Consider the following 25,743-nt stretch of genomic DNA (forward strand, 5'->3'; position numbering starts at 1 on the left):
AAATTTTACAAACAGCTGTACAAACAGCAAACGCAAAAAGTGCGCAAGATATTGTCGTTCTAGATGTTCGTGAGGTGTCTTTACTGGCTGATTACTTTATGATCTGCTCTGGAAGAAACAATCGCCAAATTCAAGCTATTGTGAACGATATTATTGAAAGTGAGCAAAAAGCACAAGTTGAAGTAAAAAGTGTCGAAGGAAGAGATAGCGCGAAATGGATCTTAATTGATTTAGGCGACGTGATTGTCCATGTGTTTAATGAAGATGAACGTGAATTTTATCAATTGGAAAAACTATGGGCGGATGCCCCTTTTGTTGATACTTCGGCTTGGGTCACAGAATAATGAGTGCATTTGAAACTTTTGCTTTTATTTATGATCAAGTTATGGATGAACAGTTATATGAGGATTGGTTAGCTTTTACCTTGCGTCATTTACAGAAAGAAAAGCAACTTTTAGAATTGGCTTGTGGCACGGGTGAATTAGCCATTCAGTTTGCTCAAAAAGGATATGCTGTTACAGCTTTAGACTTGTCAGAAGAGATGTTAACAGTAGCCAATCAACGAGCAGAATATGAACAAGCAGATGTACAGTTTGTACAAGCAGACATGCTTGATTTAAAAGATATGGGAACTTATGAAGTAGTCACTTGCTATTCTGATTCTATTTGTTATTTAGCTGATGAACTAGAAGTACAAACGGCTTTTAATCAGGTTTACCAAGTGCTTAAAAAAGATGGTGTTTTTTTGTTTGATGTCCACTCGCTTTATCAGATAGATGAAGTTTTTCCTGATTATACTTATCATTATCAAACAGAAGATTTCGCCTTTTTATGGGAAAGTTATCCCGGAGAATTTCCTCATAGTATCGAACACTTTCTGACGTTTTTTATTAAAAATCAGGATGAAACTTTTAACCGTGAAGATGAATTGCATTTGGAACGTACTTATCCCATAGAAACTTATAAAGATTTGTTGAAACAAGCGGGTTTTGAGCAGATTAAAGTATGTGCTGATTTTAAGGATAGTGAACCAACAAACAATAGCGAACGTTGGTTTTTTGTTTGTTATAAATAAATGTAATCCCATGAAATCTTTTGATTTCGTGGGATTTTAGTAGGAATTGAGTTTTTACATATAAGGAGATAAGGATGAATACTTGCGGAATCATTGCTGAATATAATCCATTTCATAATGGTCATAGATATCAATTGCAAGAGGCGAGAGAACGGACTCAAGCAGATGTGATGGTGGTTGTAATGAGCGGCAATTTCTTACAACGTGGAGAGCCGGCTATCATTGATAAATGGCAAAGAGCCGAAGAAGCACTATCACAAGGTGCAGATTTGATCGTTGAATTACCTATTCAATGGTCCTTACAGTCGGCGGATTACTTTGCTAAAGGTGGCGTGCAACTTTTACATGCACTGCACTGCAAAAGCCTTTCATTTGGTACAGATCATAGTGCAGATTTTGATTATTCTTCTTTTGGACATTTTACTACAACTCACCAAAAAGAAATCGATGAAGCTTACCAGAAATATGATGACCCTACTTTAACTTACGCGCAAAAAATGGCGGCTGTGTTAGCTGACGATGATCCTGCTTTTGCACGATTAAAAGAACAACCAAATCATGTATTAGGATTGACTTATGCTAAAGAAAATGCTCGTTTTGAACAAGCTATGGGCATTTATCCCATTGAACGAAAAAAAGTAAACCATCATTCCGCCGAATTAACAGGAAAAATCGCAAGCGCTACGGCAATCCGTCAAGCAGTTTTTGAAAAAAATAGTGTGAAAAATGTAGTTCCGGTAAAAACAGCAAAAGATCTCACTGATTATCAAGTGAGTTGGGAGGATTATTGGCCATTTTTACGATATAAAATATTAGCGAGTTCCTTAGCTGAATTACGTGAAATCTATCAAATGGTTGAAGGTTTAGAGTATCGTTTAAAAAGTAAAATTAGACAAGCAAGTAATTTTGAGGAATATGTACAGCTTGTTAAATCAAAAAGATATACACGTGCAAGGATTCAACGACTGTTTTGCTATTGTTTATTGAATTTAAAAGATAAAGATGTAAAAAAAGCTTGGCATAATAACTATTTACACATTTTAGGATTTACCCAGAAGGGGCAACAATACTTACAGCAGGAGAAAAAAACTATCTCATGGCCGATTATTTCTAAGGTTGGTCAAACTGAGGAAGAAAAGATGACACTGGGCATCCAAAGTGATAACATTTATCAGATGGTAAACGCTAAGATAAAAGAACAAAACTTTGGCCAGTTTCCAATTCGTGTTTAATGTAGAGTATTTTTAAAATAATTGAAAGAGAAGTGAAAAAATGGGACGCAAATGGGCAAATATCGTCGCTAAAAAGACCGCAAAGGATAAAAATAATAGCAAAGTTTATGCAAAATTTGGGATAGAAATTTATGCTGCCGCAAAATCTGGAGAGCCTGATCCGCATACAAATCAAAAGTTAAAGTTTGTCATTGACCGGGCAAAGACTTATGATGTACCCAAGCATGTCATTGATCGTGCGCTGGAAAAAGCAAAAGGCGCTAGTGACGAAATTTACTCCGAACTGCGTTATGAAGGATTCGGTCCTGCGGGTTCGATGCTTATTGTAGATGCTTTGACAAATAATGTAAATCGAACAGCTGGTGAAGTACGTGCTGCTTTTAGTAAAAATGGTGGAAATATGGGTGTAAATGGTGCGGTGTCTTATATGTTTGATAATACGGCTTTGTTTAGTTTTGCCGGAGATAACGTTGATGAAATTTTTGAATTTTTGCTAGATAAGGAAATTGATATACGAGATGTTGAAAATGATGAGGGTCAAATCGTCGTTTACGGTGAGCCAGAACATTTCCATCTTATTCAAGAAGCACTAAATAGTTATGGCGTTGAAAAGTACGACATTGCAGAAATGCAGATGCTTCCGCAAAGTGAAGTAACATTAAAGGATGAAGACAAGGCTATTTTTGTGAAAATTATTGATGTATTAGATGATTTGGAAGATGTGCAAAACATTTATCATAACGTAGTGTTAGAATAGAATGATTTTTATATTTCATTGCGTAGAAAAAAGGCACTTAGCTGGCTAGATAACAGCTAAATGCCTTTTTTTAGACATGTAACTATTTACTAACTTCCAAATAGTAATGATACAGGAGTAAATGTGACATCTTTAGGGAAAATAAAAAATGGGAAGATTTTATTTGGGATGTTCATAAAATCTACATTTTTAATAACTGTATCATCAGTAACAATTGTTTTTACATCTTTTGTTTCTTCGAACTCTTCGTAATGTAAGACAAAATATTCAATTTTTTCAAAAGTTGCGGGCATATCTTTTTGTAAATCTTGCTGTATCTGTGCCTTATTATAATCAGCAATAGCACTCTTCATGGTTCTTTTGACAAAGGTTTCTTTGAATGTATAGGCCTCTTCTGGGCTTGTAAAAGGAGCAAAGAAGGCGTCACTAGGATAGAAAAGCCCAGTCATTAAATTTTCCTTAGCTTCAAATACTACACTTTGTTGCAGGTGAAACTGTCTATCAAAAGCTAAATCTTCCAAAAGATATAAAAACAGAGCAGCTTGTTTTTTGTTCATAATTTGTACCTCCTTGTAAAAATAATAGCGTTTTCGTAACTACTAACTAAATTTTAACATATAATTTCTAAAAAAGCTTTTCCGGACTTATTTTTATAATACTTGATTCCATTTTTTTTACTATAGTTTGATGATTCAAAAGCTGAACTGCAGATACGTTATTTCAATAGTTTATAATATTTTCAAAATATCATGAAAGCTGTTAGAATTACTTTCGGAAAAAACTTGGAATAGGTTGAATCGAGAAAATTTATGAAGGCTGTTGTAGGAACGATAAACATAAGAATGTATCCTATGACTTATTTCAAATCTATTAAAAAAATTGAGCAGGGAGGCAAGTGTATGAATTTTTCTCTCGTAATTGTAACTTTTGCAGCGTTTTTAACACCTATGCTGTTAGCTAGGTTTCATATATCATTTATTCCTACGACTGTTGCAGAAATTTTTGTGGGAATTTTATTAGGTAAGAGTGGATTTAATATTGTTGAAAACAATGCTGTATTATCTACTATTTCGACTTTAGGTGTGGTTTTATTACTTTTTTTAAGTGGGATGGAAATTGATTTTTCATTATTTAAAAAGCCTGATACTTCTACTCCTTTAGCAGCTAGACAAGCTGAAAATACTAGCAAAGAAACACCGCTCAAAGTGGCTAGCTTGGCTTATGGGTTAACAGTGGTTGGCTCTGTACTACTTGCCGTTTTGTTCTGTGTTTCTGGCTTTTTCTCAGATGTACAGTTAGCTAGTATTTTATTTAGTACGGTCGCCTTAGGAATTGTGATCCCGGTGTTAAAAGAAAATGAGCTATTAGGACGGACTTATGGACAAACGCTTTTGCTCTTTGCAGTATTAGGGGAAGTCGTTCCACTTCTGGGTTTAACGATTTATTCCTCTTTAAAAAGCGGGAATAGTAGTACGCTTTGGTTTACTTCCTTAATCTTTCTGGTAGCTGTATTATTACTTTTGCGTTTTCGTAATTTCTTCACTGTTTTTAAGAAATATACAAAATCAACAACCCAACTAGACGTTCGTCTTGCTTTTGTGGTGATTATTACGCTAGTGGTTTTAGCAGAAACTGTTGGAGCAGAAAACGTTCTAGGTGCGTTTCTTGCAGGAATTGTCATTAAATTATTGGAACCAGAAAAAGAGACTGAGGAAAAATTAGATGCTATTGGCTACGGGTATTTTATTCCGTTTTTCTTTATTCTGACAGGGGTAAAACTAGATTTAGTGGCAATGTTTAGTTCGGCGGAAACACTAGTATTGATTCCTTTATTTTTAATCGCTTTTCTGCTTGCTAAACTACCAGCTTATTTTTCGTCGACTATTTACGACTTCTAATGCTTTAAGTGGGGTATTTTTGTCGCAAACGACTCTCACGCTTATTTTACCAGCACTTAATGTGGCGGAAAATTTGAATGTCATTGATCAACAACAATCAGGAGCTTTCCTTTTATCGGGGATTTTGACTTGTTTAATAGGACCTCTTTTATTTAAATACTTTTATAAGTCTCACGAAGAAGTTCAGAAGAAAATAGAGGTGCATTTTATAGGGGTTGGATTAATGGCAATCTCTGCAATGCAGGAATTGTCTTCTACTCATTATAGTAAAGCTATCTATACTAATGATCAATATCAATATGATACTTATCATAATAAAGCACAGTTGTCTTTACTTGAATCTTTAGATAGTCAACACTTGATTTTCAATCGAGTATTTGATACTGATGTGCTCGTTTTGGCCCATCAAGAGGCAAACATTAACTTTGATCTTGCATTAAAAGCTAAAGAATATGGTGTTCCTCGTGTCATTGTACGTTTAGATGTGCGTGATCCAAAAGAACGGCTACAAATGGAGGAAAATTTGGCGCAAGCTGAGGTGGAATTTTTCAGTATGTTTGATGTTAATGTCGGTATGTTACGTAGTGCGATTGAAGCACCTGCTTTCTTTAACGTACTAACTTCTACACAATTTCGCTTAAATGAAGTTACTGTGACAAATGCTAAGTATGAAGAAAAGATGATCTCACAATTGCCGGAGGTTAACGAGGTAATCATTAGTCGTATTTTTCGGAATCATGAACCAATCATCCCTCATGGAACGACTCGTTTAGAATTAGGTGATCATTTAATTATGTCAGGTAGTAATGAGGCAGTTGAACACTTAAGAAACTTATTAGAAGCAAATAATGAATAAAAACAAACTCTTTATCTACGCTAAGCATCTGTTTAAATAGATACTTAGCGTATTTTTTTGTAGACAATAAGCAAATGATAAATAAGTTTTATAAGCAGTTTTAAAATATTTTAGTTAGAAACTAAATAATATTTCATCTGTTATAAGCTAATCTTTGAAATTTATGTTATTATTATTTTTAAGAAGAAGTTTTGAATAGGGGGTTGAACGGTGGAAGAAGAAATAACTTTAAAGCCCTTTCGTCGTGTTTTAAGTGGGTATGAAGTATTATCCAAAACAGCGTTAACGATCCAAGATTGCTCTGAGCTTGCTGATAAGTATAAGCAATTTGGCGTTGATGGTTATCGTATTGGTGATTATAGTGGCCCTAGTTATTTAAACCGTTACTTGGAATGTTCTATTAAAAGTGCACCGATGCTTGTTTATAAGAGAAATATTTTCATTCCGATGGTTTTTCGTGGTGCGAAAGAATCACAACGATTGTTTAGGGAGCCTAGTCGTATGCCGGGGTTTTTCGTTTTATTAGATTGGTTGATAGAAAATCGTCCAGAAAAGGCAATTATTAATTATAGGGCACCTGACGAATTTCATTCAGAAAAAATGTATGTAGATAGCGCTTATGTCGCTTTTCGTTTGTCTGAGATCCTTGATGTAGGAGGTTTTCCCATCAGCAGATTTGAAAACTTGGAAGAATTTATCGTATGGAACCGTATTTACCATTTGATTGAAAATGGTCAAATTGGTCGCCATAGTCGAATTTTTGATGAAGATAATCCTATCAATGTTTCTGAGTTAAAAATGATTTTGCAGGTGGTACAATTAAAATATCCAGAAACAACTTTTTTTATTTGAGCGTTTAAAAAGCAGCAATCAACCCGTTAGTATTATTGACCGGGAAGTTGCTGCTTTTTTGTTTTTTATTCGTCTGAAAGTAAGTCTTTTTGTTGGTAACTATCTGTTTCAACATTTGCTAGTAAAGGACTGTTTTGTCCAAAGCTAATAATATTTAATTCATGCATAGCACGGGTAGCTATGGTGTAAAAAATGAGTTGATCACTAGCTGAGAAGTTCTCGGCAACATGCCAAGCATATACACGATCAAATTCTAAACCTTTAGCCAAGTAGGCAGGAATAATCACAATTGAACGCTTCATAAATTCATCTTCGGAAGTAATGAGCTGAATACTTTTTTGCGCCGTTTCAGAAAGCTGACTGTATAATTCTTTACATTCTTGGGTGGTTTTAGCAATGATCGCAGTACGCCATTGTTTTTTCTGCGCCGTTTCATTCCCCAAGTCATTTTCAAGCCAGTTAATTCCTTGCGCTTGATTTGCGGCATTTACAATTAATGGTTTTGCGCCGTTTCTTGCTGTCGTTTGTACGCGATCTTCTTGTGATAGAAACTGATTAGCAAAGGCTGTGATTTCCTCAGTTGAGCGATAACTTGTGGTTAGTTGATAACGTGTGACTTCATCATTTTCAAATAATTTATCTACTGAATGAACAATTGTTTCATTTCCAAAAACTTTTTGATTTAAATCACCACATAAGGTCATTGATGCTTTTGGAAATAAGTCTTTTAATAGTGCTACTTGTGCAGGAGGAAAATCCTGCATTTCGTCAATAAAGATAAAGCGAACCTTTTGTTCATTAGTCATTGGGTAGATATTCCGCAAAAGTGAAAAGTAGAGCAACGCATCTTCTTGTAATATCTCTTTATTTTTCATTTGTTGGCGCACCGTTTGAATACTATCTTCCCAAGCTCTAGCAGAGATCCCATGTTCTTTTAAAATATTTTCAGGAAATTGTTTTAAAAAGTGGATATATTGTTTGGCAAAGTTGATAAAGCGAAAGCTATTGACTTTTTGCATCATCGGACGGAATTCCTTTTTTACAATTTCTTGTTTTATTTGTCTTCTTAGTTGCTTTTCTTTTTCCTCAGAGTCATCAAGGTTAGGGTTGTTTTCATAAATTTCTTCGAGTTTTTCAGCTGCCTGTTCTTTTACCCAATTTTTTTTCGCTTCATCTTTTTGTAGGCCGCTCACTTTCTTTAATAATTTCGTTTGTAAAAGTTGTATTCTTTGATAGAGCGGAAGCTTTGTGTTGGTTTGGTTATACCAATGGCGTATTTGATCTTTTTTGATGTAGGTTTCACCATTGATTTTTAAGTCACGAAAAATCGGGCCAAAATTGGTAATAATTGTCACATAAGGTTGAATTTCATCAAGTACGCTTAAGCCATTTTTCATTGTTTGAACTGGATTATTTTCACCACTTAAAAATTGTTCTTCTTCTTGCGCTACATTTTGAATCGTATAATTAGGAATAAGCTTTTGTAAAAAATTGGTAAAAGTTTGGGTAGGTACCTCACTTTCACCTAAAGAAGGCAATACCATTGAAATATAATCGGAAAATAAATGGTTTGGAGAAAATAATAATACTTGATCAACCTTTAACCAGTTTCTATGGTGATATAACAAAAAGGCAATACGTTGTAATAAAGCAGAGGTTTTTCCACTACCTGCGATTCCTTCAATGAGCATGTATTTGCTGCTTGTATCCCGAATAATTTGATTTTGCGCTTTTTGAATCGTTGAAACAATGTTTTTCATTTGTGGAGAAGACGTGTCATCAAGAATATCCAACAAAAACTCGTCATTGATCATTTCAGAAGTATCAACCATCGAAAGAAGTTCTCCATTTTGGATTTTGAATTGACGTTTTAACAACAAATCAACATAAAAAGTTTCTTTATTTGCTGTATAGGAAGCCTTCCCAAGTTCTCCTTCATAATATAGATTGGCAATGGGGGCGCGCCAGTCAATGACGATCGTGTCATCTTTTTTATCTCTTAATGAAGCAATCCCTAGATATAATGTTTCTTTTAGTTCTGCTTCTTCTTTAAAATCGATTCTTGCAAAATAGGGAGACTGTGCCATCGTTTCTAGTGTATTCATTCGTTTTTCTTTTGCTTCAGCACTTTGATAACGTAATGCTAGTTCATGTTCGTGCTGACGGTATTCAACTACAGATTCATAAAAGGATTCTTCAGTAGCAGTATTAATCGTATTTTTACTTACTTCTTTTAATTGATTGCTCATAGATTTTTCTAGTTCTTCTTGCTGATTTTTCAACAACTCTTCTTCGTTTTCAATCAACGAAATCGTTTGTTCTAGATGTTTTTCTTCATATTGACGTTCACTCATGAACTTACCTCCAATTGATAAGTTTTTTATCTAATATAGAAATTTCCATCATAAAATTATAGCATAATTTAAGCTTATACGCGAAAGAATAGCGCTAGAACTGAAGTTTGATTGAAAAGAAGCTGGTTTAGCAAAATCAATTTCCGGACCTAAGTATGACAAAGAAAGGGCCAAAGCTTTGTCTTTTGGCCTAAAGTCTAGCAAAGTAAGGACCACAAATTCGATTTTTGGCCCTAAGTTAGGCAGAGAATGGGCCGTAAATAGAGTGATTGGTCTAACGTTTCGCATAGTAAGGGCCAATGATACTAGACTTGGCCCTAAGTCAGGTTGAGTATGGGACGGAAAAATTCTAAAAAAGTTCTCGACTGTCTTAACTATCTTAAGATTTATCAGTTAATGGATGCAATTGTTCTTTTACTTATGGTATACTTTCAATTAAATATTATGTATGAAAATTTTGAGAAAGAAAGTGGTTTTAGCTGTGAATACAAAAGTAAATGAACAATTTTTACCTCTTCTATTAGGTAGTGATATAAATGTTTATGGAATGGCGCGTTCATTTCATGAAGCATATGGGACAATTTCAGAAGCGCATGGTGCTGGACAACTTTCTCCGACAAAATACAGCAAAATCGTCAATGTTCATTCTCATCCTGGTTTTTCTGAACCAGAAGGCTTTATGAAAGTCATGCGTGAATTGATGGCACAATACAAGGATGATCCTCGTAAGATTATTTTAGTTCCTTGCGGCGATGGATATACCGAATTGATTACACATAACAAAGAAGAATTGAGTCAACGTTTTATTTGTCCAACTGTAGATGCAAAAACGCAAGAAACATTAGAAGATAAAGCGGCATTTTATAAAACTTGTGAAAAATACGGTCTACCTTATCCAGATACTCTTATTATCACAAAAGATATGGTGGAAAAAAATTCCTCTGTTGAACTACCTTTTGGTTTCCCAGTAGCTTTGAAACCCTCAGATAGCGTTGAGTACTTGGATGTTGATTTCGAAGGACGAAAAAAAGCCTTTATTTTGTATTCACAAGAAGAAGTGGATGATATTTTGGCTAAAGTTTACCAAGCAGGTTATACTTCTGAAATGATTTGTCAAAATTTTATACCTGGTGATGATTCACGAATGCGTGTATTAAATGCTTATGTGGATCACAATCATAATGTAAGAATGATGTATTTAGGTCATCCGCTATTAGAAGACCCAACGCCTGAAGCAGTGGGAAATTATGTGGCGATTATGCCTGATTATAATGAAAAAGTTTTTGACCAAATGAAAAACTTTTTAGAAAAAATCGAATATGTAGGATTTGCCAATTTTGACATGAAATATGATGAAAGAGACGGCGAATATAAATTATTTGAAATTAATTTGCGGCAAGGTAGAAGCAGCTTCTGTGTAACATTAGGTGGCTATAATTTAGCGAAATATTTAGTAGAAGATTATGTATTAGAAACACCGTTTACAGAAACAACTTATGCGCAAGGTGATAAACTTTGGTTAGGTGTGCCAAAAAAAATCTTAAAACAATACATTGCAGAAGGTCCGGATAAAGAGCGTGCGACGCAATATTTGACAGAAAATAAGTACGGCAATACTTTATACTATAAAAAAGACATGAATTTAAAACGCTATTTGCTTGTCAAACGGATTTTTTATTTATATCATGATAGATATAAAAAATACTTTAGAAAGAAATAGATAATAATGGAAAACTTTTTTACAATTTTAGGTGGAATGGGAACGTTGGCCACTGAAAGCTTTGTACATGTACTCAATAAGCGAACGCCTATCCATTCTGATCAAGATTATTTAAATTACCTTTTAGTCAATCACGCAACAGTGCCTGATCGAACAGATTTTATTTTGGGAAAATCGACAGAAGATCCTTCCCGTGTGCTAAAAGAAGATTTAAGACAGTATACTAAACTTCAACCTGCTTTTTTTGTATTAACATGTAATACCGCGCATCATTTTTTTGATGAATTACAAGAAGTGACCAATATTCCAATTTTGCATATGCCGCGTCTTGCTGCAGAAGTAACGAGTCAAAAATTTGGCAAAAAAACAGGGAAAACGCGTGTAGGTTTGTTAGCGACAGAAGGAACGATTAAGACCAAAGTTTATGAAAACGAGTTGAATAAATTCGATCATTTAGACGTTGTTTTGCCTGATGCTGATCTGCAACAAGACGTTACAAATCTGATTTATCGAGATGTGAAGGAAAATCATTTTTGTAATGAAGCATTGTTTTATCAAATATTGCAAAAAATGACGGAAGAGTACAATTGTGATGTCATGGTTTTAGGATGTACGGAGTTGTCATTGGTACAAGAAGCTGTACAAAATGAAAAATATCCGGTAGTAGATGCACAGTCAGAACTAGCCAATGAAACGCTTCGGCTTGCCTTAAAAAATCGAGAATAAACAGCTTAAAAACAGCAAGGAATGCGATAAACCTTGCTGTTTTTAAATACTGATATACTTAGGTGAGTGGTTGATTTTTGTAAGAAAAGTAAGAAAATCATTAAAGTCAAAAATCAATGTTTTATCATTTCTATTTGGGTGAAAGCTAATTTTTCCTCTTACAGGGAGCTGTTCGTCTATGATCAATTGTACCTTTTGCTCTTTATCAAACAACAAACCTAAAGGGGAGACAGCGCCCTGAGTTGTATGCAAAACTTGACTTAATTTTTGCTCAGAAGCAAAGGACAAGTGTCTTTCACCGACTTCTTGTGCGATGGTTTTTAAAATAGCTCGTTTATCTTCTGCTAGGATCAATAAATAAAGGTCGTCTTTTCCTTGTAAAAATAGATTTTTCACTCTGGTGCCAGGTATATCAAAGTCAATTTCGTTTATCGTATAAACTGCTTTGTGTTCTAGCAATTGATAGGAAAGATTGGTTTCATTCAAAAAATTATAAATTTGATGTTGGGCTTGTTGACTGATATAGTCTTTTTTTAATATGGCGTAATATACAGCATCAACAACTCCGCGGTTATTGACCAGTCGTTGTCGAAGCGTTCCTTCATAACTCATGCCAGCTTTTTCCATAACTTTTCCTGAAGGAGCATTATCAGCGTCGTGAGTAGCTTCGATTCGTTTAAAATCATTTTTTTCAAATAAATAAGCAATCACTTCTGCTAATGCTTCACTAGTATAACCCTTACCCCACCAATTTTGGCCAATACAATAACCGATTTCCGCAACTTTGGCGGTTTTATCAGCAACACTTGCTGAAATTGTACCAATGAGCTGTTGACTTACTTTTTCTTCAATTCCCCAGAAAAAATAATCAACATCGATATAATTTTTTTGATATTCACTTAAATTATTCCTGACATCTTTGACTGTTTGATAGGGTTTCCAGTTAAGATATTTAGTCACTTTAGTATCATTAGCCCAGTGATCAAACATTTGTTGTGCATCTTCAGGTGTTAGAAGACGTAAATTTAATCGCTTAGTTTCTAATCGGATAGTGCCGATATTTTCCATTTTCTTTCTCCCTTTTTTACTATTCGAAATAGCTAGTATTATTTTCTTGCATTAATTGTAGGAGTTGTTCTTGGGTCGTCCTTTTTTGGGAAAGTAGCGGTAATTTATCAAGAGCAAAGTAATGCATTTGGTTAGTTTCTAGATTTTCCATAAAAGAACCAGAGAGGATTTCACAGTCAAATACTAATTTGTAATATTGAAAAGCTTGGGGGATATCTTTACGTAAATTGGTATCAAAAATGGCTTTTAATTGTTTAACTTCTACTTTAAGACCGGTTTCTTCATAGACTTCTTTACGCGTGTTTTCCTTAGGAGAAAAGCCAACATCTGCATAGCCGCCAGGTAAAGACCATTTGAGTGACTTACTATCTTGTACAAGCAATACTTTACTATCTTGAGTGATGAATGCTCGAATATCTACTTTAGGCGTTTGATAACCAGATTCATGAGAAAATAAATCATGGATCACTTCTTGGGGTTCATCACCAAGGCTTTGAATTAACTGTAGGGCTAAATCGTTTAGTTCTTGATAACGAACAAGATCAAATTGATCGTTACCATAATGTAGCCCTGCTTGTGCGATAGAAAGTAATTCTTTGTAGCTTGCTAGGTAATCCATTGCTGTCATCCTTTTTCTAAATATTTGTTTTTTATTGTAGCATCAAGTTATAATAAAGGAAACAAGAAAAGGAGCCGATTTTTTATGGGAAATTTACAAATAAAGCGTGCGTATGAAGATATAGAACCTTCTGATGGCAAACGAATTTTAGTTGATCGTATGTGGCCACGAGGGATCAAAAAGGAAAAACTAGCGTTAGCTTTATGGGAAAAAGGCATTGCTCCCACAAATGATTTACGAAAAGAATTTGGTCATGACCCAGAAAAATTTCCTTGGTTTGAAAAAGAGTACAAAAAAGAATTGGATAATAATGATAAAACACAAGAATTTGTTGAACAAATCGCAGACTGGCTGCAAGAAGATAATGTGACACTTATTTATGGTGCAAAGGACAAAAAATATAATCAAGCGGTCGTTTTAAAAGATTATCTACAAGAAAAGGTAGCTAGTTAATGAAAGAATACGAATTAAAAGAAACTAAAGATATCACTTTGGAACAATTATTACATTTGTATCAAAGTGTGGGTTAAGGTGTAGGCGTAGCTTTTTATCGATTTGATTAAAGAAAAATTAACGCTTAGCACTTGCAAAATATTTTCAGAAGTGGTTAAATAAAGCCATAAATGATTGATGAAAAAGCCAACCAAACTTGTGCGACTTTTATAAGAGAGGAAAAGCCAGGCTGAAACTTTTCCAAAAGCAACCCAAGCAAGGACCACTTTTGAAACCTTTGTTGAAACAAAGGCGGCCGCGCCGTTATAGCTAATGAGGGATACAAGTTTTGTATCCAAAAATAGGTGGAACCGCGAAATTAGTCGCCCTAGTATTAGGATAATACTAGGGCTTTTTTTATTGCAAAATAAACAGGAATTTGCAGTAAAACGCGCTTTTTCATCAATTAAAATAAATATCAGGAGGAAATAAATATGTTGAAAATCACTTTTCCAGATAATTCTGTAAAAGAATTGGAAGATGGAATCACGCCTAAAGCGATTGCTGAAGATATTAGTAAAAGCTTAGCTAAAAAAGCTTTAGCTGCTAAGTTTAATGGACAATTAATCGATTTAGACCGTCCTATTTATGAAGATGGGGCAATTGAAATTGTTACGCCCGACCATGAAGATGCTTTGGGCATTTTACGTCATTCGACAGCTCATTTAATGGCAAATGCAATGCGTCGTTTATATCCCAATATTCATTTTGGTGTAGGACCTGCGATTGAATCAGGTTTTTATTATGATACTGATAATGGTGAGAATCCTGTAACCTCAGAAGATTTACCAGCAATTGAAGCAGAGATGATGAAAATTGTAAAAGAAAATAATCCAATCAATCGTAAGGTGTTATCTAAAGAAGAAGCGCTTGATCTTTTTGCAGATGATCCTTATAAAGTAGAACTGATTCATGACATGCCAGAAGATGAACAAATTACAGCTTATGAACAAGGAGATTTTATCGATTTATGTCGTGGACCTCATGTTCCTTCAACAGGCCGTATTCAAGTGTTTAAATTACTTTCAGTAGCGGGAGCTTATTGGCGTGGTAATTCAGATAATCAAATGATGCAAAGGGTTTACGGTACTGCTTTCTTTGATAAAAAGGATTTGAAAGCTTATATGAAACAAAGAGAAGAAGCGAAAGAACGGGACCATCGTAAATTGGGTAAAGAACTTGGTTTGTTTATGTTATCTTCAGAAGTAGGCTCTGGTTTGCCTTTTTGGTTGCCAAAGGGAGCGACCATTCGTCGCATTATCGAACGTTATATTGTTGATAAAGAAGTAAGTTTAGGCTATCAACATGTTTATACACCGATCATGGCTAATGTCGATTTTTATAAACAATCGGGGCACTGGGACCACTACCATGAAGATATGTTTCCACCGATGGACATGGGCGATGGCGAAATGCTGGTTTTACGTCCGATGAATTGTCCCCATCATATGATGGTTTATAAAAACGATGTTCATTCTTACCGTGAATTGCCTATACGTATCGCAGAATTGGGACAAATGCATCGTTATGAAAAATCTGGCGCATTATCTGGTTTACAGCGAGTGCGTGAAATGACCTTAAACGATGGGCATACTTTCGTACGTCCGGATCAAATCAAGGATGAATTCAAAAGGACATTAGAATTGATGACAGCTGTATATAAGGATTTTAACATCAATGACTATCGTTTCCGCTTAAGTTATCGTGATCCTGATGATAAAGACAAATATTTTGACGATGACCAGATGTGGGAACATGCGCAAATTGTTTTAAAAGAAGCTTTAGATGAATTAGGTGTGCAATACTATGAAGCTGAAGGCGAAGCAGCGTTTTACGGTCCTAAATTAGACGTGCAAGTAAAAACTGCTCTAGGGATGGAAGAAACGTTGTCTACTATCCAGTTAGACTTTTTGATGCCAGAGCGTTTTGACTTAACCTATGTAGGAGAAGATGGAGAAAATACGCACCGTCCGGTTGTTATTCATCGAGGGATTGTTTCAACTATGGAACGTTTTGTTGCTCACTTGACGGAAGTATATAAAGGCGCATTTCCTACTTGGTTAGCACCAATTCAAGCAACGATCATTCCAGTTTCTGTCGATTTGCATGCTGACTATGCTTATGAAATTAAAAGCCGTTTGCAAGAAAAGGGGATTCGTGTAGAAGTTGACGACCGTAATGAGAAGATGGGTTATAAGATCCGCGCGTCACAAACACAAAAGATTCCTTATCAAATTGTTGTAGGTGATAATGAAATGGCAGAGGCCACAGTTAATGTGCGTCGTTACGGTAGTAAAGAAACAGAAGTTCAATCAACCAATATGTTTATCGATTCTATAGTAGCTGATGTGAATAACTATAGTAGAGTATAAAAAAGAAGTTGAGGTTTCAGATCAATTTGCTGAAATCTCAATTTTTTTAAGAAAGGTCTTATTGAATGATAAGAATCAATAGCTTTCACTACTTATTAAATTCCGTTCCTTTACATACAAAAAATGCATGAAGCTTGAGTTTATGCAAATTTTGTGCTATATTATAAAAGTATTGATACTAGAGGTGAGTGAGGGCTGAAAATTCCCTCACTCTTTTTATGGAAAGAATTTTTCAATTACTAAAGGAGGGGATAACTGTTGAGTGCAGTCGTTGACACTGTAAAAGATTTGGTGATGCCCGTACTCGAAGAAAATAACTTCGAATTGGTTGATCTAGAATTTGTAAAAGAAGGAAAAAATTGGTATCTCCGTGTTTTTATTGATAAAGAAGGCGGCATTGATATTGAAGAATGTGCTTATGTGAGTGAATACCTAAGTGAGAAATTGGACAAGGCAGATCCGGACCCAATTCCACAAGCATATTTCTTAGAAGTTTCTTCTCCTGGGGCTGAACGTCCTTTAAAAAAAGAAGAAGATTATCAAAAAGCACTTGGAGAGTATATCCATGTTTCCTTGTATGAACCTATTGATAACCAAAAACAATACGACGGTTTCTTGCAATCCTTTGACAAAGAACAACTTGTTTTAAAAATTCGCATTAAAACCCGCGAAAAGGAGATAACGATTGATCGCAAGAAAATTGCGAAAGCCCGTTTAGCTGTTCAAATATAAATACGGAGGAATCAAAGATAATGAGTAAAGAAATGTTGAACGCGTTAGACACATTAGAAGCAGAAAAAGGAGTTTCTAAAACGATCGTAATTGAAGCGCTAGAAGCTGCTTTGATTTCGGCTTATAAACGTCACTATGGACAATCACAAAATGTAGAAGTGGATTTTGATGAAAATGAAGGTGACATTAATGTCTATGCAGTAAAAGAAGTAACAGACGAAGTAATGGATTCACAACTAGAAATCTCATTAAAAGATGCGACTGCGATCAACCCAGCTTATGAAGTTGGAGACAGGATTCGGTTTGAAGTAACGCCTAAAGACTTCGGTCGGATTGCAGCGCAAACGGCTAAACAAGTCATTTTACAACGTGTGCGTGAAGCAGAACGTTCTATAATTTATGATGAGTTTTCTGCTTATGAAAATGATATTATGCAAGGTGTTGTTGAACGTCAAGATCGGCGTTATATTTACGTTAATTTAGGCAAAATCGAAGCTGTTTTATCTAAACAAGATCAAATGCCTAATGAACATTACCAAGCACATGATAAGATTAAAGTGTATGTTACTCGCGTGGAAAATACTTCTAAAGGCCCACAAGTTTTTGTTAGTCGTACACATCCGGATTTGTTACGCCGCTTATTTGAACAAGAAGTGCCAGAGATTTATGATGGTACTGTTGAAATTTTAAGTATTGCGCGTGAAGCAGGGGATCGTGCTAAAATTGCCGTACGTTCCATTGATCCAGATATCGACCCAGTCGGTACTTGTGTAGGACCCCAAGGTCAACGAGTACAAGCTTTAGTGAACGAATTGAAGGGTGAAAATATGGACATTGTTGAATGGAATGAAGACCCTGCAATTTATATCGCCAATTCTTTGAATCCTTCAGAAGTTAGCGATGTTATTTTCGATATGGAAAATCCTAAAGTGTGTACTGTCGTGGTTCCTGATAATCAACTGTCTCTTGCCATTGGTAAAAGAGGACAAAATGCTCGTTTAGCTGCCAAATTGACAGCTTATAAAATTGATATTAAATCTGAATCGGACATGGAAGATTTTTATGCGCAGCTGGATGAAGAAGAGGATGCTTCAGAAGCTACAGACACAGAAGAAGTTGAAGATACTGTGTTAGAAGATAATAATGAAGCTTTTGATGAAGAACATGTTTCTAATGTATCAGATGAATCTGAACCAGAATCTTAAGGGGGCTTTTGTATGAAAAAAAGAAAAATTCCTTTACGAAAATCTGTTGTATCTGGCGAAATGATACCTAAAAAACAATTGTTACGCATCACACGTTCCAAGGAAGGTGATGTTTCGATCGATCCTACTGGAAAGAAACCGGGTCGGGGTGCTTATATCGCAATAGAGCCTGAGGAGGCACAAATGGCGTGGGATAAACATATTTTAGATCGTGTATTAGAAACGAAATTAAGCGATGAATTCTATCAAGAGTTGTACGATTATGTTTCGCATCAAAAAGCTCGTCGTGAGCTGTTTGGCGATGAATAAACAAAAAGCTTTGAATCTGCTGGGCTTAGCAATGCGTGCTGGCAAACTTGTAACAGGTGAGGAAATGACCGTTCAAAAAATACGCACACAAGAAGTGAAATTAGCTTTAGTAGCAGGAAATGCTGGTAAGAATACCCGAAAAAAGGTAAAAGATAAAAGTGCTTTTTACCAAGTTCCTTTTGCAAACTGTTTTCATTCATCTGAACTAAGCCAAGCGATTGGCCGACAACGTTTGGTAGTTGGTGTGTTGGACAGCGGATTTGCAAAGAAAATAAGGGAACTAATCTCAAGTTAGGAAGGTGACTGCATGAGCAAAAAAAGAATATATGAACTTGCAAAAGAAATAAACAAATCGAGTAAAGAAATTGTTGAAACAGCACAATCACTAGGTTTTGATGTGAATAACCATATGAGCTCACTTTCTGAGTCAGAACAACAAAAGCTTCGTCAAAATTTAAGTGCTCAGTCAGATCATAGTCAATCAACAAATAAAAAACCAGCGGACAATAAACAAGCACCAAAAGAAAAGAAATTTCAATCACAACGTAATAATCCGAAATTTCAAAATCGGCAAAAACAAACCACGCGTTCAGGAAAACCAGCGCAACAAAATCAAGCGGCGACTAACCAAGGCCCGCAAGATAGGAACCCGCGGCAAGCAAAATCCCAGGCACAAGCAACAAATCAGCCAAATAAGCCAAAGACACAAACAAATGATAAAGATAAAAGACAACGACAACATGCGTCGCAAAATCGCCCTGTAAATCAACAACAGCGTAAAGCAAGTGAAAATAATTCACAAAACCGTACGCAAAAAGGCGAAGCTGCGAATAAATCTGCTGAAAAGAAACAACCGCAAAAAGCAGAAAGACAACAGACACAAAAAAATACAAACAGGCAAGGGCAAAAAGTGCAAGAAGATAAAAGAAGACAAGGAAACACAAACGAACAGCGTAAAAAGCAAAATCGCAACGATAACTATAATAAGAATAATAATTTTAATAATAAAAACCGTAATAAATTCAATAAAAAGGGTAAAAAAGGTAAACAACAACAGCAACAAAGTAAAAAACCAGTTACCCAACGTAAATATCATGAATTGCCTGAAGTATTAGAATATACAGAAGGAATGAATGTGGCTGATATTGCCAAAAAGATTCGTCGTGAACCAGCTGAAATTATCAAAAAGTTATTTATGGTCGGCATTATGGTTAACCAAAACCAACCTTTAGATAAAGATAGTATTGAACTGTTAGCTGCTGATTATGGTATAAAAGCAGAAGAAAAAGTGGAAGTTGATATTGCTGATATTGATAAATTCTTTGATAACGAAGAAGTGAATGAAGAGAACCTAGAATCACGTCCGCCTGTAGTTACGATTATGGGACACGTTGACCATGGTAAAACGACTTTATTGGATAATTTGCGTCATTCTCGCGTGACAAGTGGCGAAGCAGGCGGTATCACTCAACACATCGGTGCTTATCAACTTGATATCGATGGAAAACCAATTACCTTTTTAGATACTCCGGGACACGCGGCTTTTACTAGTATGCGTGCAAGAGGAGCAAGTATTACCGATATTACGATTTTAGTTGTAGCTGCTGATGACGGCGTAATGCCGCAAACAGTTGAGGCAATCAACCATGCTAAAGCAGCGGAAATTCCAATTATCGTAGCTGTGAATAAGGTTGATAAGCCCGGTGCTAACACACAACGTGTGATGCAAGAATTAAGTGAATATGAATTGATTCCAGAAGCTTGGGGTGGCGACACAATTTTTGTTGAAATCTCAGCGAAGTTCAATCAAAATATTGAAGAACTTTTGGAAATGATCTTATTAGTGGCTGAAGTTGAAGACTTACAAGCTGATCCTACAAGACGGGCGATCGGCTCAGTTGTTGAAGCACGTTTAGATAAAGGAAAAGGTCCAGTAGCTACCTTATTGGTACAACAAGGAACACTAAAGGTGGGCGATCCAATTGTAGTGGGCAATACTTATGGACGCGTACGTGTAATGACTAATGATTTAGGTCGTCGTGACAAATCAGCTAAACCAGCGACGCCGGTTGAAATTACCGGATTAAACGATGTGCCACAAGCTGGCGACCGTTTTGCTGTCTTTGAAGATGAAAAAACAGCTCGTCAAGCTGGAGAAGAAAGAGCAAAAAGAGCCTTGATGGAACATCGCGCTACTGGGTCAAATGTCACTTTGGATAATTTATTTGAAAGTCTAAAAGAAGGCGAACTCAAAGAAGTAAATGTTATCATTAAAGCCGATGTTCAAGGTTCAGCTGAAGCACTTTCTGCCTCTTTACAAAAAATTGAAGTAGAAGGCGTGAAAATCAATATTGTCCATGCAGCGGTTGGAGCAATCAATGAAAGTGATATTACTTTAGCTTCTGCTAGTGACGCGATCATTATAGGCTTTAATGTACGACCTACTGCGCCAGCTAGACGGCAAGCTGAAACAGAAGAAGTCGATATTCGTTTGCACCGCGTGATTTATCAAGCGATTGATGAAATTGAAACAGCGATGAAAGGAATGCTTGATCCAGAATACGAAGAAAAAATCACAGGTCAAATGGTGGTACGTGAAACTTATAAAGTTTCTAAAGTCGGTACAATCGCTGGCTGTTATGTTATGGAAGGGTCAATTCACAGAGATAGCGGTGTGCGTGTTATTCGAGATGGTATCGTGGTTTTTGAAGGAAAACTTGCTAGCTTGAAACGTTTCAAAGATGATGTCAAAGAAGTAAAATATGGCTATGAATGTGGTGCTACTATCGAAAAATATAATGATATTAAAGTAGACGACATTATTGAAGGCTTTGTCATGCAAGAAGTTAAAGTAAACTAAATTTTTGGCAAGTAATTTGTTGGTATAGGAGGACATATCATGGCTAATTATCGTGATCGTAGAGTAGCTCAGGAAATACTAAAAGAAGTAACTCACTTATTGCAAACAAAAATTCGTGATCCACGCGTACAAAATGTAACTATTACAGATGTAAGTGTCACGGGTGACCTGCAACAAGCGACCATTTTTTATAGTATTTTGTCTGAGGACGCTTCGGCAAAACAAGAAGCACAAATGGGCTTAGAAAATGCTAAAGGACTTATCCGGCGTGAAGTAGGTCATGTACTAAGTATATATAAAACGCCTGAGATCTTCTTTGAATTGGATGAATCAGTTGAATACGGTGAAAGAATCGATGAAGTCATTCGTGAGCTGCATGAAAGTGAAGATTAAAAAATAAACAGGTATCTGATGAATCGACCTCTAGAAGTGAAGTTTTTCTTCTGTCTTTTAGGGGTCGCTGCAGGTGGATACCTGTTTTTTATTTTGAAAAACTAAATCTAAAATTTATTGAGACTTTATAATAGCAGTAGTCGTTTCCTTAATTAGGAAAATTATTCCCTTCCATTCAGACATTCTACCATTATTTACAATTATTGGAGGCACATCGAAGGAGTTACTACCAATAATTCATGGATTGGAGGTAGATCAGAAAAGTTGCCACCAATAACACTGATAGTTGGACTGATTTATTATTTTTAAACACAGAGAGCTAGTTCTCACTTTTGTGCGTGGTGATTAAAACTGTTTTATGCTTTTTTTAACAGGCTATGTTATACTATTTTATACTATTGAAGCTAAAAACTAGAACAGGAGAAATTTATGGACGGTATTTTACCTTTATGGAAAGACCGTGGCATGACAAGTCATGATTGCGTGTCTAAATTAAGAAAAATCTTACATACTAAAAAAATCGGGCATAGCGGGACACTGGATCCAGATGTCGATGGCGTACTCCCTATTTGTATTGGAAAAGGAACTAAAGTAGTCGAATTTTTAGTCGATTCTGGAAAAGAGTATGAAGGCGAAATCACGCTTGGTTATGCAACGACTACTGAAGATGCTAGTGGAGAAGTTGTTCAACAGGATCCGATTAATGAGCCCTTTTCAGTTGAGGAAATTGATGATGCTATGAAAAAATTTGTCGGAGAAATAATTCAAGTTCCTCCTTTATATTCAGCTGTGAAAGTAAATGGCAAGCGCCTTTATGAATATGCAAGAAGTGGACAGCCAGTAGAAAGACCACAGCGTAAAGTACAAATCGAATCCTTTACGCGTACAAGTAGGCCTGTTCACCAAGAAAAACGACAGACACAATCTTGGCGTTTCAAAGTAGTTTGTGGTAAAGGTGTTTATGTTCGAACTTTAGCTGTTGATCTTGGGAAAGAACTCGGTGTGAGTGCGCATATGTCAGATTTAACGCGCGTGAAAAGCGCTGGTTTCACAAAAGAACAAGCGGCAACTTTAGAAGAAGTACAAACAGCAGCAGAAAAAGGTCAAGCCAGTGAAATATTACTACCGATCGAATATGGTGTTCAAGCTTTTCAAAGAGTAGATATTTCTGAGCAACTGTGGCAGAAAGTCAGAAATGGGGCACGCTTACCTTATTCGGCTTTTGGCTTAGTTGATATGCCAAAAGAAGCTGTTGCGATTTTTTATCAAAATCAGGTTGTTAGTTTGTATGAAGCCAATAAAAACGAAAAGAACGGTTTAAAGCCCTTAAAAGTATTAAAGAACTGAGTTAGTTAGGAGATTAGCTTTTTATGAAAGTCATTGAGTTTAGACATCCCTATTCAAAAAATATTATTCCTGATGAGGATGTTGTTTTAGTGCTGGGATTTTTTGATGGTGTACATAAGGGACATCAAAAGGTGATCGAAACGGGGAGAAAAATTGCAGATAAAAAAGGACTGAAGTTGGCAGTGATGACCTTTAACCAACACCCTTCCATTGTTTTTCAAAAAGTTAAACCAGAGGAAATGAAATATTTAACCAATCCAGAACAAAAGAAGCTGTTGATGGCTGGTCTAGGGGTGGATTATTTATATATCGTAGAATTTACATCTTTATTTGCAAGCTTGAGTCCACAGGATTTTGTTGACCAATATATTGTTGACTTACATGCAAAGTATGCGGTTGCGGGTTTTGATTATACTTACGGACCTGAAAATATAGCGGATATGGATCATTTGCCGCAATATGCCCAAGGTCGTTTTGAGGTTGTATCCGTTCCTAAAAAAACACAAGATCACAGTAAAGTTAGTTCAACGCGAATTAGAGAAAGCTTAGATCAAGGAAATATGGAGCTAGCGGCAAGTCTATTGGGATATATTTATGAAATTGACGGAACCGTGGTCCACGGCGACGCTAGAGGACGTACTTTAGGCTTTCCAACAGCTAATATCAAGACTGAAATCACCAGCCGTCTACCTAAAGAAGGCGTTTATGCTTCTGAAATAAAGATAGGTAAGAAGTGGTATCCAGCTATGGGATCGATCGGTCATAATGATACTTTTGAAAAAGGTAGGCAGCTAACGATCGAAGTATATATTTTAGATTTTACCCAGGATATTTATGGGGAGCAAGTCAGCGTGCGCTGGAATCATCTTTTACGAGATCAGGTAGCTTTTAATGGCGCAGAGGAATTAATTCAACAGCTAAAATGTGATGAAGAAGATACACGACGTTATTTTGCCGCAATGAAAAAAATTAATGAATAATATAAAAATTAAATCGCTAGAAAATGAATAAAAGTTTCATTTTCTAGCGGTTTTGTGCGCTCGGCATGGGCGATAACTTGGTGGTGAAAGTCCACTACAGGCTTGGCAGTAGGAACTGTTAGCTAAAAGCAAGGGTGTCCGTCGTGAGGCGGAATCTGAAGGAAGCTGGAGGCAAACACTCGCACTGACGAACAGGAATCTCATAAGAAGGCTGAATTGGGACGGACGAGCTTGCAAAACAAAGCAAAGTCCAATACTGCCCGAATCCCATACAGTAAATGAGGCGGTGACGTGAGTGGAAAGTTATCGCACCTTACCCGAGGAGGTCTGCCTAGCGATAGAAATCGTAGTAACAACGAATAGGCAGAAGTCAGCCAAGGTCATAGTAGTATCCTATGGATATGAAGGACTGAACAATAATAACTTTGAAGTAAACAAGGAGGTGGACGTGCTCACCAGGACCGCAGCCAATACCGTGGTAAAGACCGATAGGTAGCTCACTCGTGGAAGGATAAGCTGGAAGCAAAAGAAGAAATGAGGAGCGCGTAAGGGAGCACGACAATAAGATGATGAACCAAAGTGGCTTTCCATTAATGAACGAACTCGTCAGCTCAATGAATATAGATCGAGCGATCGAGAAAGTCAAAAAGAACAAAGGAGCACCGGGAATCGATGATATGACGGTATCTGAAATCAAATCTCATTTGAACAAGTATCGTCGTCCCTTTGTACAAAAGCTGAGAGAAGGGACCTATCGCCCACAACCAACAAAACGTGTGGAAATTCCTAAAGGAAACGGCAAGAAACGAAAATTGAGCATCCCCGTCGTACGGGACCGCGTAGTACAACAAATGATTTTACAAGTCATCACGCCCTTGATCGACCCGACCTTTTCGGAAAACAGCTATGGGTTTAGACCTGGAAAAAGCTGTCAACAAGCAATAGCGAAGGCAGGCCAATATTATGAAGAAGGCTATGACGTGGTTGTCGACTGTGATTTAAAGAGCTATTTCGACACGATTAACCATCAGAAACTTATGCATCGTATGCAATGGTACATCGAAGAAAAGGCCGTTCTCCAACTTATTTGGAATTTCTTAAACGCAGGAGTAATGGAGGGCGAAATTCTTCGTCCAACTTCAAAAGGAGCCTCCCAAGGGAGCCCGCTTTCTCCTCTTTTAGCCAATGTTTATCTGGACCAATTGGACAAGGAACTCGAAAGAAGAAACCATCGGTTTATTCGATACGCGGACGATTTTATTATCTTTGTCCAAAGCGAGCGGGCCGCTCAGAGAGTCCAAGAAAGTATTACCCAATTCCTGGAAAAGAAATTACGATTGACGGTGAATCAAGAAAAGAGCCAAATCATTAAGGCGCATCAATTAGAATACCTGAGCTATCGTATGAGAAAAGATAAGGGAAAGTAAAGAGCCGACCCACAGCGTCGGCCAAACAAAAGTTCAAAAGAACGCTGAAAAGATTGACGAACCGAAAAAGGGTGGGCACGCTAGATGAGATGATCAAAACCATCAATCAGTACACCCAAGGTTGGATTCAATACTATAAAGACGGAGAACTAAAAACTTTCCTAGCTAAACAGATGGAATACTTACGACATAGGTTGCGAGCCTTGATTTGGAAAAGATGGAAGAAAGTCGATACGAAATACCGCCAACTGAAGGCAAGAGGGGCCTCTCATAAAGAGGCCATGACGTATGCGAATAGCCGGAAACAGTATTGGCGAATTTCAAAATCAAAACTTCTAAATAGAATCTTCAGCAAAGAAAAGTTCAAACAATGGAAACTCAAGGATTTCATTGAAATCCTTGAGAAATAAAAGCTTAAATTATTGAACCGCCGTATACGGAACCGTACGTACGGTGGTGTGAGAGGTCG

Annotated in this window: 23 protein-coding genes and 1 pseudogene; 20 read left to right on the forward strand and 4 right to left on the reverse strand. The window is 36.4% G+C overall.

The window, feature by feature from the left end:
* Positions 1-2: 2 nt before the first annotated feature.
* From rsfS to AC806_RS04590, 4 genes are all read left to right on the forward strand, one after another.
* On the forward strand, positions 3-344 hold the full coding sequence (gene rsfS / locus AC806_RS04575) for a ribosome silencing factor (RefSeq protein ID WP_050989760.1): 342 nt from the start codon (positions 3-5) through the stop codon (positions 342-344).
* On the forward strand, positions 344-1,075 hold the full coding sequence (locus tag AC806_RS04580; protein WP_014124650.1) for a class I SAM-dependent DNA methyltransferase: 732 nt from the start codon (positions 344-346) through the stop codon (positions 1,073-1,075). The genes rsfS and AC806_RS04580 overlap by 1 nt, the downstream gene beginning before the upstream one ends.
* Positions 1,076-1,149: 74 nt before the next feature.
* The gene (locus AC806_RS04585) at positions 1,150-2,307 is read left to right on the forward strand and encodes a nucleotidyltransferase (protein WP_069028882.1); all 1,158 of its coding nucleotides are present in this window, start codon (positions 1,150-1,152) and stop codon (positions 2,305-2,307) included.
* Positions 2,308-2,347: 40 nt separating this feature from the next.
* Positions 2,348-3,064: a YebC/PmpR family DNA-binding transcriptional regulator gene (locus AC806_RS04590; RefSeq protein WP_069028883.1), complete on the forward strand. Its 717-nt coding sequence runs from the start codon at positions 2,348-2,350 to the stop codon at positions 3,062-3,064.
* A gap of 89 nt (positions 3,065-3,153) precedes the next feature.
* On the opposite strand, the gene AC806_RS04595 is transcribed toward AC806_RS04590, so the two are convergent.
* Positions 3,154-3,621 carry a hypothetical protein gene (locus AC806_RS04595; protein ID WP_069028884.1) on the reverse strand — a complete coding sequence of 156 codons (468 nt, stop codon included), beginning with the start codon at positions 3,619-3,621 and terminating at the stop codon, positions 3,154-3,156.
* Positions 3,622-3,963: 342 nt separating this feature from the next.
* Between AC806_RS04595 and AC806_RS04600 the strand changes: the two are divergent.
* Together AC806_RS04600 and AC806_RS04605 are read left to right on the forward strand one after the other, a co-directional pair.
* Positions 3,964-5,818: pseudogene (locus tag AC806_RS04600) on the forward strand (monovalent cation:proton antiporter family protein).
* A gap of 210 nt (positions 5,819-6,028) precedes the next feature.
* Positions 6,029-6,670 (forward strand): hypothetical protein, encoded by a 642-nt coding sequence (locus AC806_RS04605; RefSeq protein ID WP_069028885.1) that lies wholly within the window; start codon positions 6,029-6,031, stop codon positions 6,668-6,670.
* A 65-nt stretch (positions 6,671-6,735) separates the two neighbouring features.
* Here the strand turns inward: AC806_RS04605 and helD are convergent, their stop codons facing one another.
* Positions 6,736-9,024 carry an RNA polymerase recycling motor HelD gene (helD, locus tag AC806_RS04610; RefSeq protein WP_069028886.1) on the reverse strand — a complete coding sequence of 763 codons (2,289 nt, stop codon included), beginning with the start codon at positions 9,022-9,024 and terminating at the stop codon, positions 6,736-6,738.
* 448 nt (positions 9,025-9,472) lie between these two features.
* Here helD and AC806_RS04615 point away from each other — a divergent pair, with 448 nt between their 5' ends.
* Complete coding sequence (locus AC806_RS04615; protein ID WP_069028887.1) at positions 9,473-10,744, forward strand: carboxylate--amine ligase; 1,272 nt, start codon at positions 9,473-9,475, stop codon at positions 10,742-10,744.
* Positions 10,745-10,750: 6 nt separating this feature from the next.
* Entirely contained in the window at positions 10,751-11,470 is a 720-nt protein-coding gene (locus tag AC806_RS04620; protein ID WP_069028888.1) for an aspartate/glutamate racemase family protein, read from the forward strand.
* 42 nt (positions 11,471-11,512) lie between these two features.
* Here AC806_RS04620 and AC806_RS04625 read toward each other — a convergent pair whose 3' ends face one another.
* Both AC806_RS04625 and AC806_RS04630 read right to left on the reverse strand, forming a co-directional pair.
* Positions 11,513-12,538 carry a GNAT family N-acetyltransferase gene (locus AC806_RS04625; protein WP_069028889.1) on the reverse strand — a complete coding sequence of 342 codons (1,026 nt, stop codon included), beginning with the start codon at positions 12,536-12,538 and terminating at the stop codon, positions 11,513-11,515.
* A gap of 19 nt (positions 12,539-12,557) precedes the next feature.
* Positions 12,558-13,166: an NUDIX hydrolase N-terminal domain-containing protein gene (locus tag AC806_RS04630; RefSeq protein WP_083207567.1), complete on the reverse strand. Its 609-nt coding sequence runs from the start codon at positions 13,164-13,166 to the stop codon at positions 12,558-12,560.
* A 75-nt stretch (positions 13,167-13,241) separates the two neighbouring features.
* Between AC806_RS04630 and AC806_RS04635 the strand changes: the two genes are divergently transcribed.
* From AC806_RS04635 to AC806_RS11700, 12 genes are all read left to right on the forward strand, one after another.
* Positions 13,242-13,610, forward strand: coding sequence for a DUF488 domain-containing protein (locus AC806_RS04635; RefSeq protein ID WP_069028891.1), 369 nt, complete (start codon positions 13,242-13,244; stop codon positions 13,608-13,610).
* 473 nt (positions 13,611-14,083) lie between these two features.
* Positions 14,084-16,021, forward strand: a complete 1,938-nt coding sequence (thrS, locus tag AC806_RS04640; protein WP_069028892.1) for a threonine--tRNA ligase — start codon at positions 14,084-14,086, stop codon at positions 16,019-16,021.
* Positions 16,022-16,279: 258 nt separating this feature from the next.
* Positions 16,280-16,753: a ribosome maturation factor RimP gene (gene rimP / locus AC806_RS04645; protein WP_014124666.1), complete on the forward strand. Its 474-nt coding sequence runs from the start codon at positions 16,280-16,282 to the stop codon at positions 16,751-16,753.
* A gap of 20 nt (positions 16,754-16,773) precedes the next feature.
* The gene (nusA, locus tag AC806_RS04650; RefSeq protein ID WP_069028893.1) at positions 16,774-17,958 is read left to right on the forward strand and encodes a transcription termination factor NusA; all 1,185 of its coding nucleotides are present in this window, start codon (positions 16,774-16,776) and stop codon (positions 17,956-17,958) included.
* A gap of 12 nt (positions 17,959-17,970) precedes the next feature.
* Positions 17,971-18,267 carry an RNase P modulator RnpM gene (rnpM, locus tag AC806_RS04655; RefSeq protein WP_014124668.1) on the forward strand — a complete coding sequence of 99 codons (297 nt, stop codon included), beginning with the start codon at positions 17,971-17,973 and terminating at the stop codon, positions 18,265-18,267.
* Positions 18,260-18,562 (forward strand): YlxQ-related RNA-binding protein, encoded by a 303-nt coding sequence (locus AC806_RS04660; RefSeq protein ID WP_069028894.1) that lies wholly within the window; start codon positions 18,260-18,262, stop codon positions 18,560-18,562. Before rnpM ends, AC806_RS04660 begins: the two co-directional genes overlap by 8 nt.
* 12 nt (positions 18,563-18,574) lie before the next feature.
* On the forward strand, positions 18,575-21,127 hold the full coding sequence (infB, locus tag AC806_RS04665; protein WP_069028895.1) for a translation initiation factor IF-2: 2,553 nt from the start codon (positions 18,575-18,577) through the stop codon (positions 21,125-21,127).
* Positions 21,128-21,166: 39 nt separating this feature from the next.
* Complete coding sequence (gene rbfA, locus AC806_RS04670; RefSeq protein ID WP_069028896.1) at positions 21,167-21,520, forward strand: 30S ribosome-binding factor RbfA; 354 nt, start codon at positions 21,167-21,169, stop codon at positions 21,518-21,520.
* Positions 21,521-21,949: 429 nt separating this feature from the next.
* On the forward strand, positions 21,950-22,867 hold the full coding sequence (truB, locus tag AC806_RS04675; RefSeq protein ID WP_069028897.1) for a tRNA pseudouridine(55) synthase TruB: 918 nt from the start codon (positions 21,950-21,952) through the stop codon (positions 22,865-22,867).
* 23 nt (positions 22,868-22,890) lie between these two features.
* Entirely contained in the window at positions 22,891-23,847 is a 957-nt protein-coding gene (gene ribF / locus AC806_RS04680) for a riboflavin biosynthesis protein RibF (protein WP_069028898.1), read from the forward strand.
* A gap of 566 nt (positions 23,848-24,413) precedes the next feature.
* Entirely contained in the window at positions 24,414-25,274 is an 861-nt protein-coding gene (gene ltrA, locus AC806_RS04690) for a group II intron reverse transcriptase/maturase (protein WP_014123943.1), read from the forward strand.
* A gap of 53 nt (positions 25,275-25,327) precedes the next feature.
* Positions 25,328-25,684: a group II intron maturase-specific domain-containing protein gene (locus tag AC806_RS11700; protein ID WP_014123482.1), complete on the forward strand. Its 357-nt coding sequence runs from the start codon at positions 25,328-25,330 to the stop codon at positions 25,682-25,684.
* Positions 25,685-25,743 lie beyond the last annotated feature (59 nt).

Source organism: Tetragenococcus halophilus, from assembly GCF_001712815.1.
Taxonomy (GTDB): Bacteria; Bacillota; Bacilli; order Lactobacillales; family Enterococcaceae; genus Tetragenococcus; species Tetragenococcus halophilus.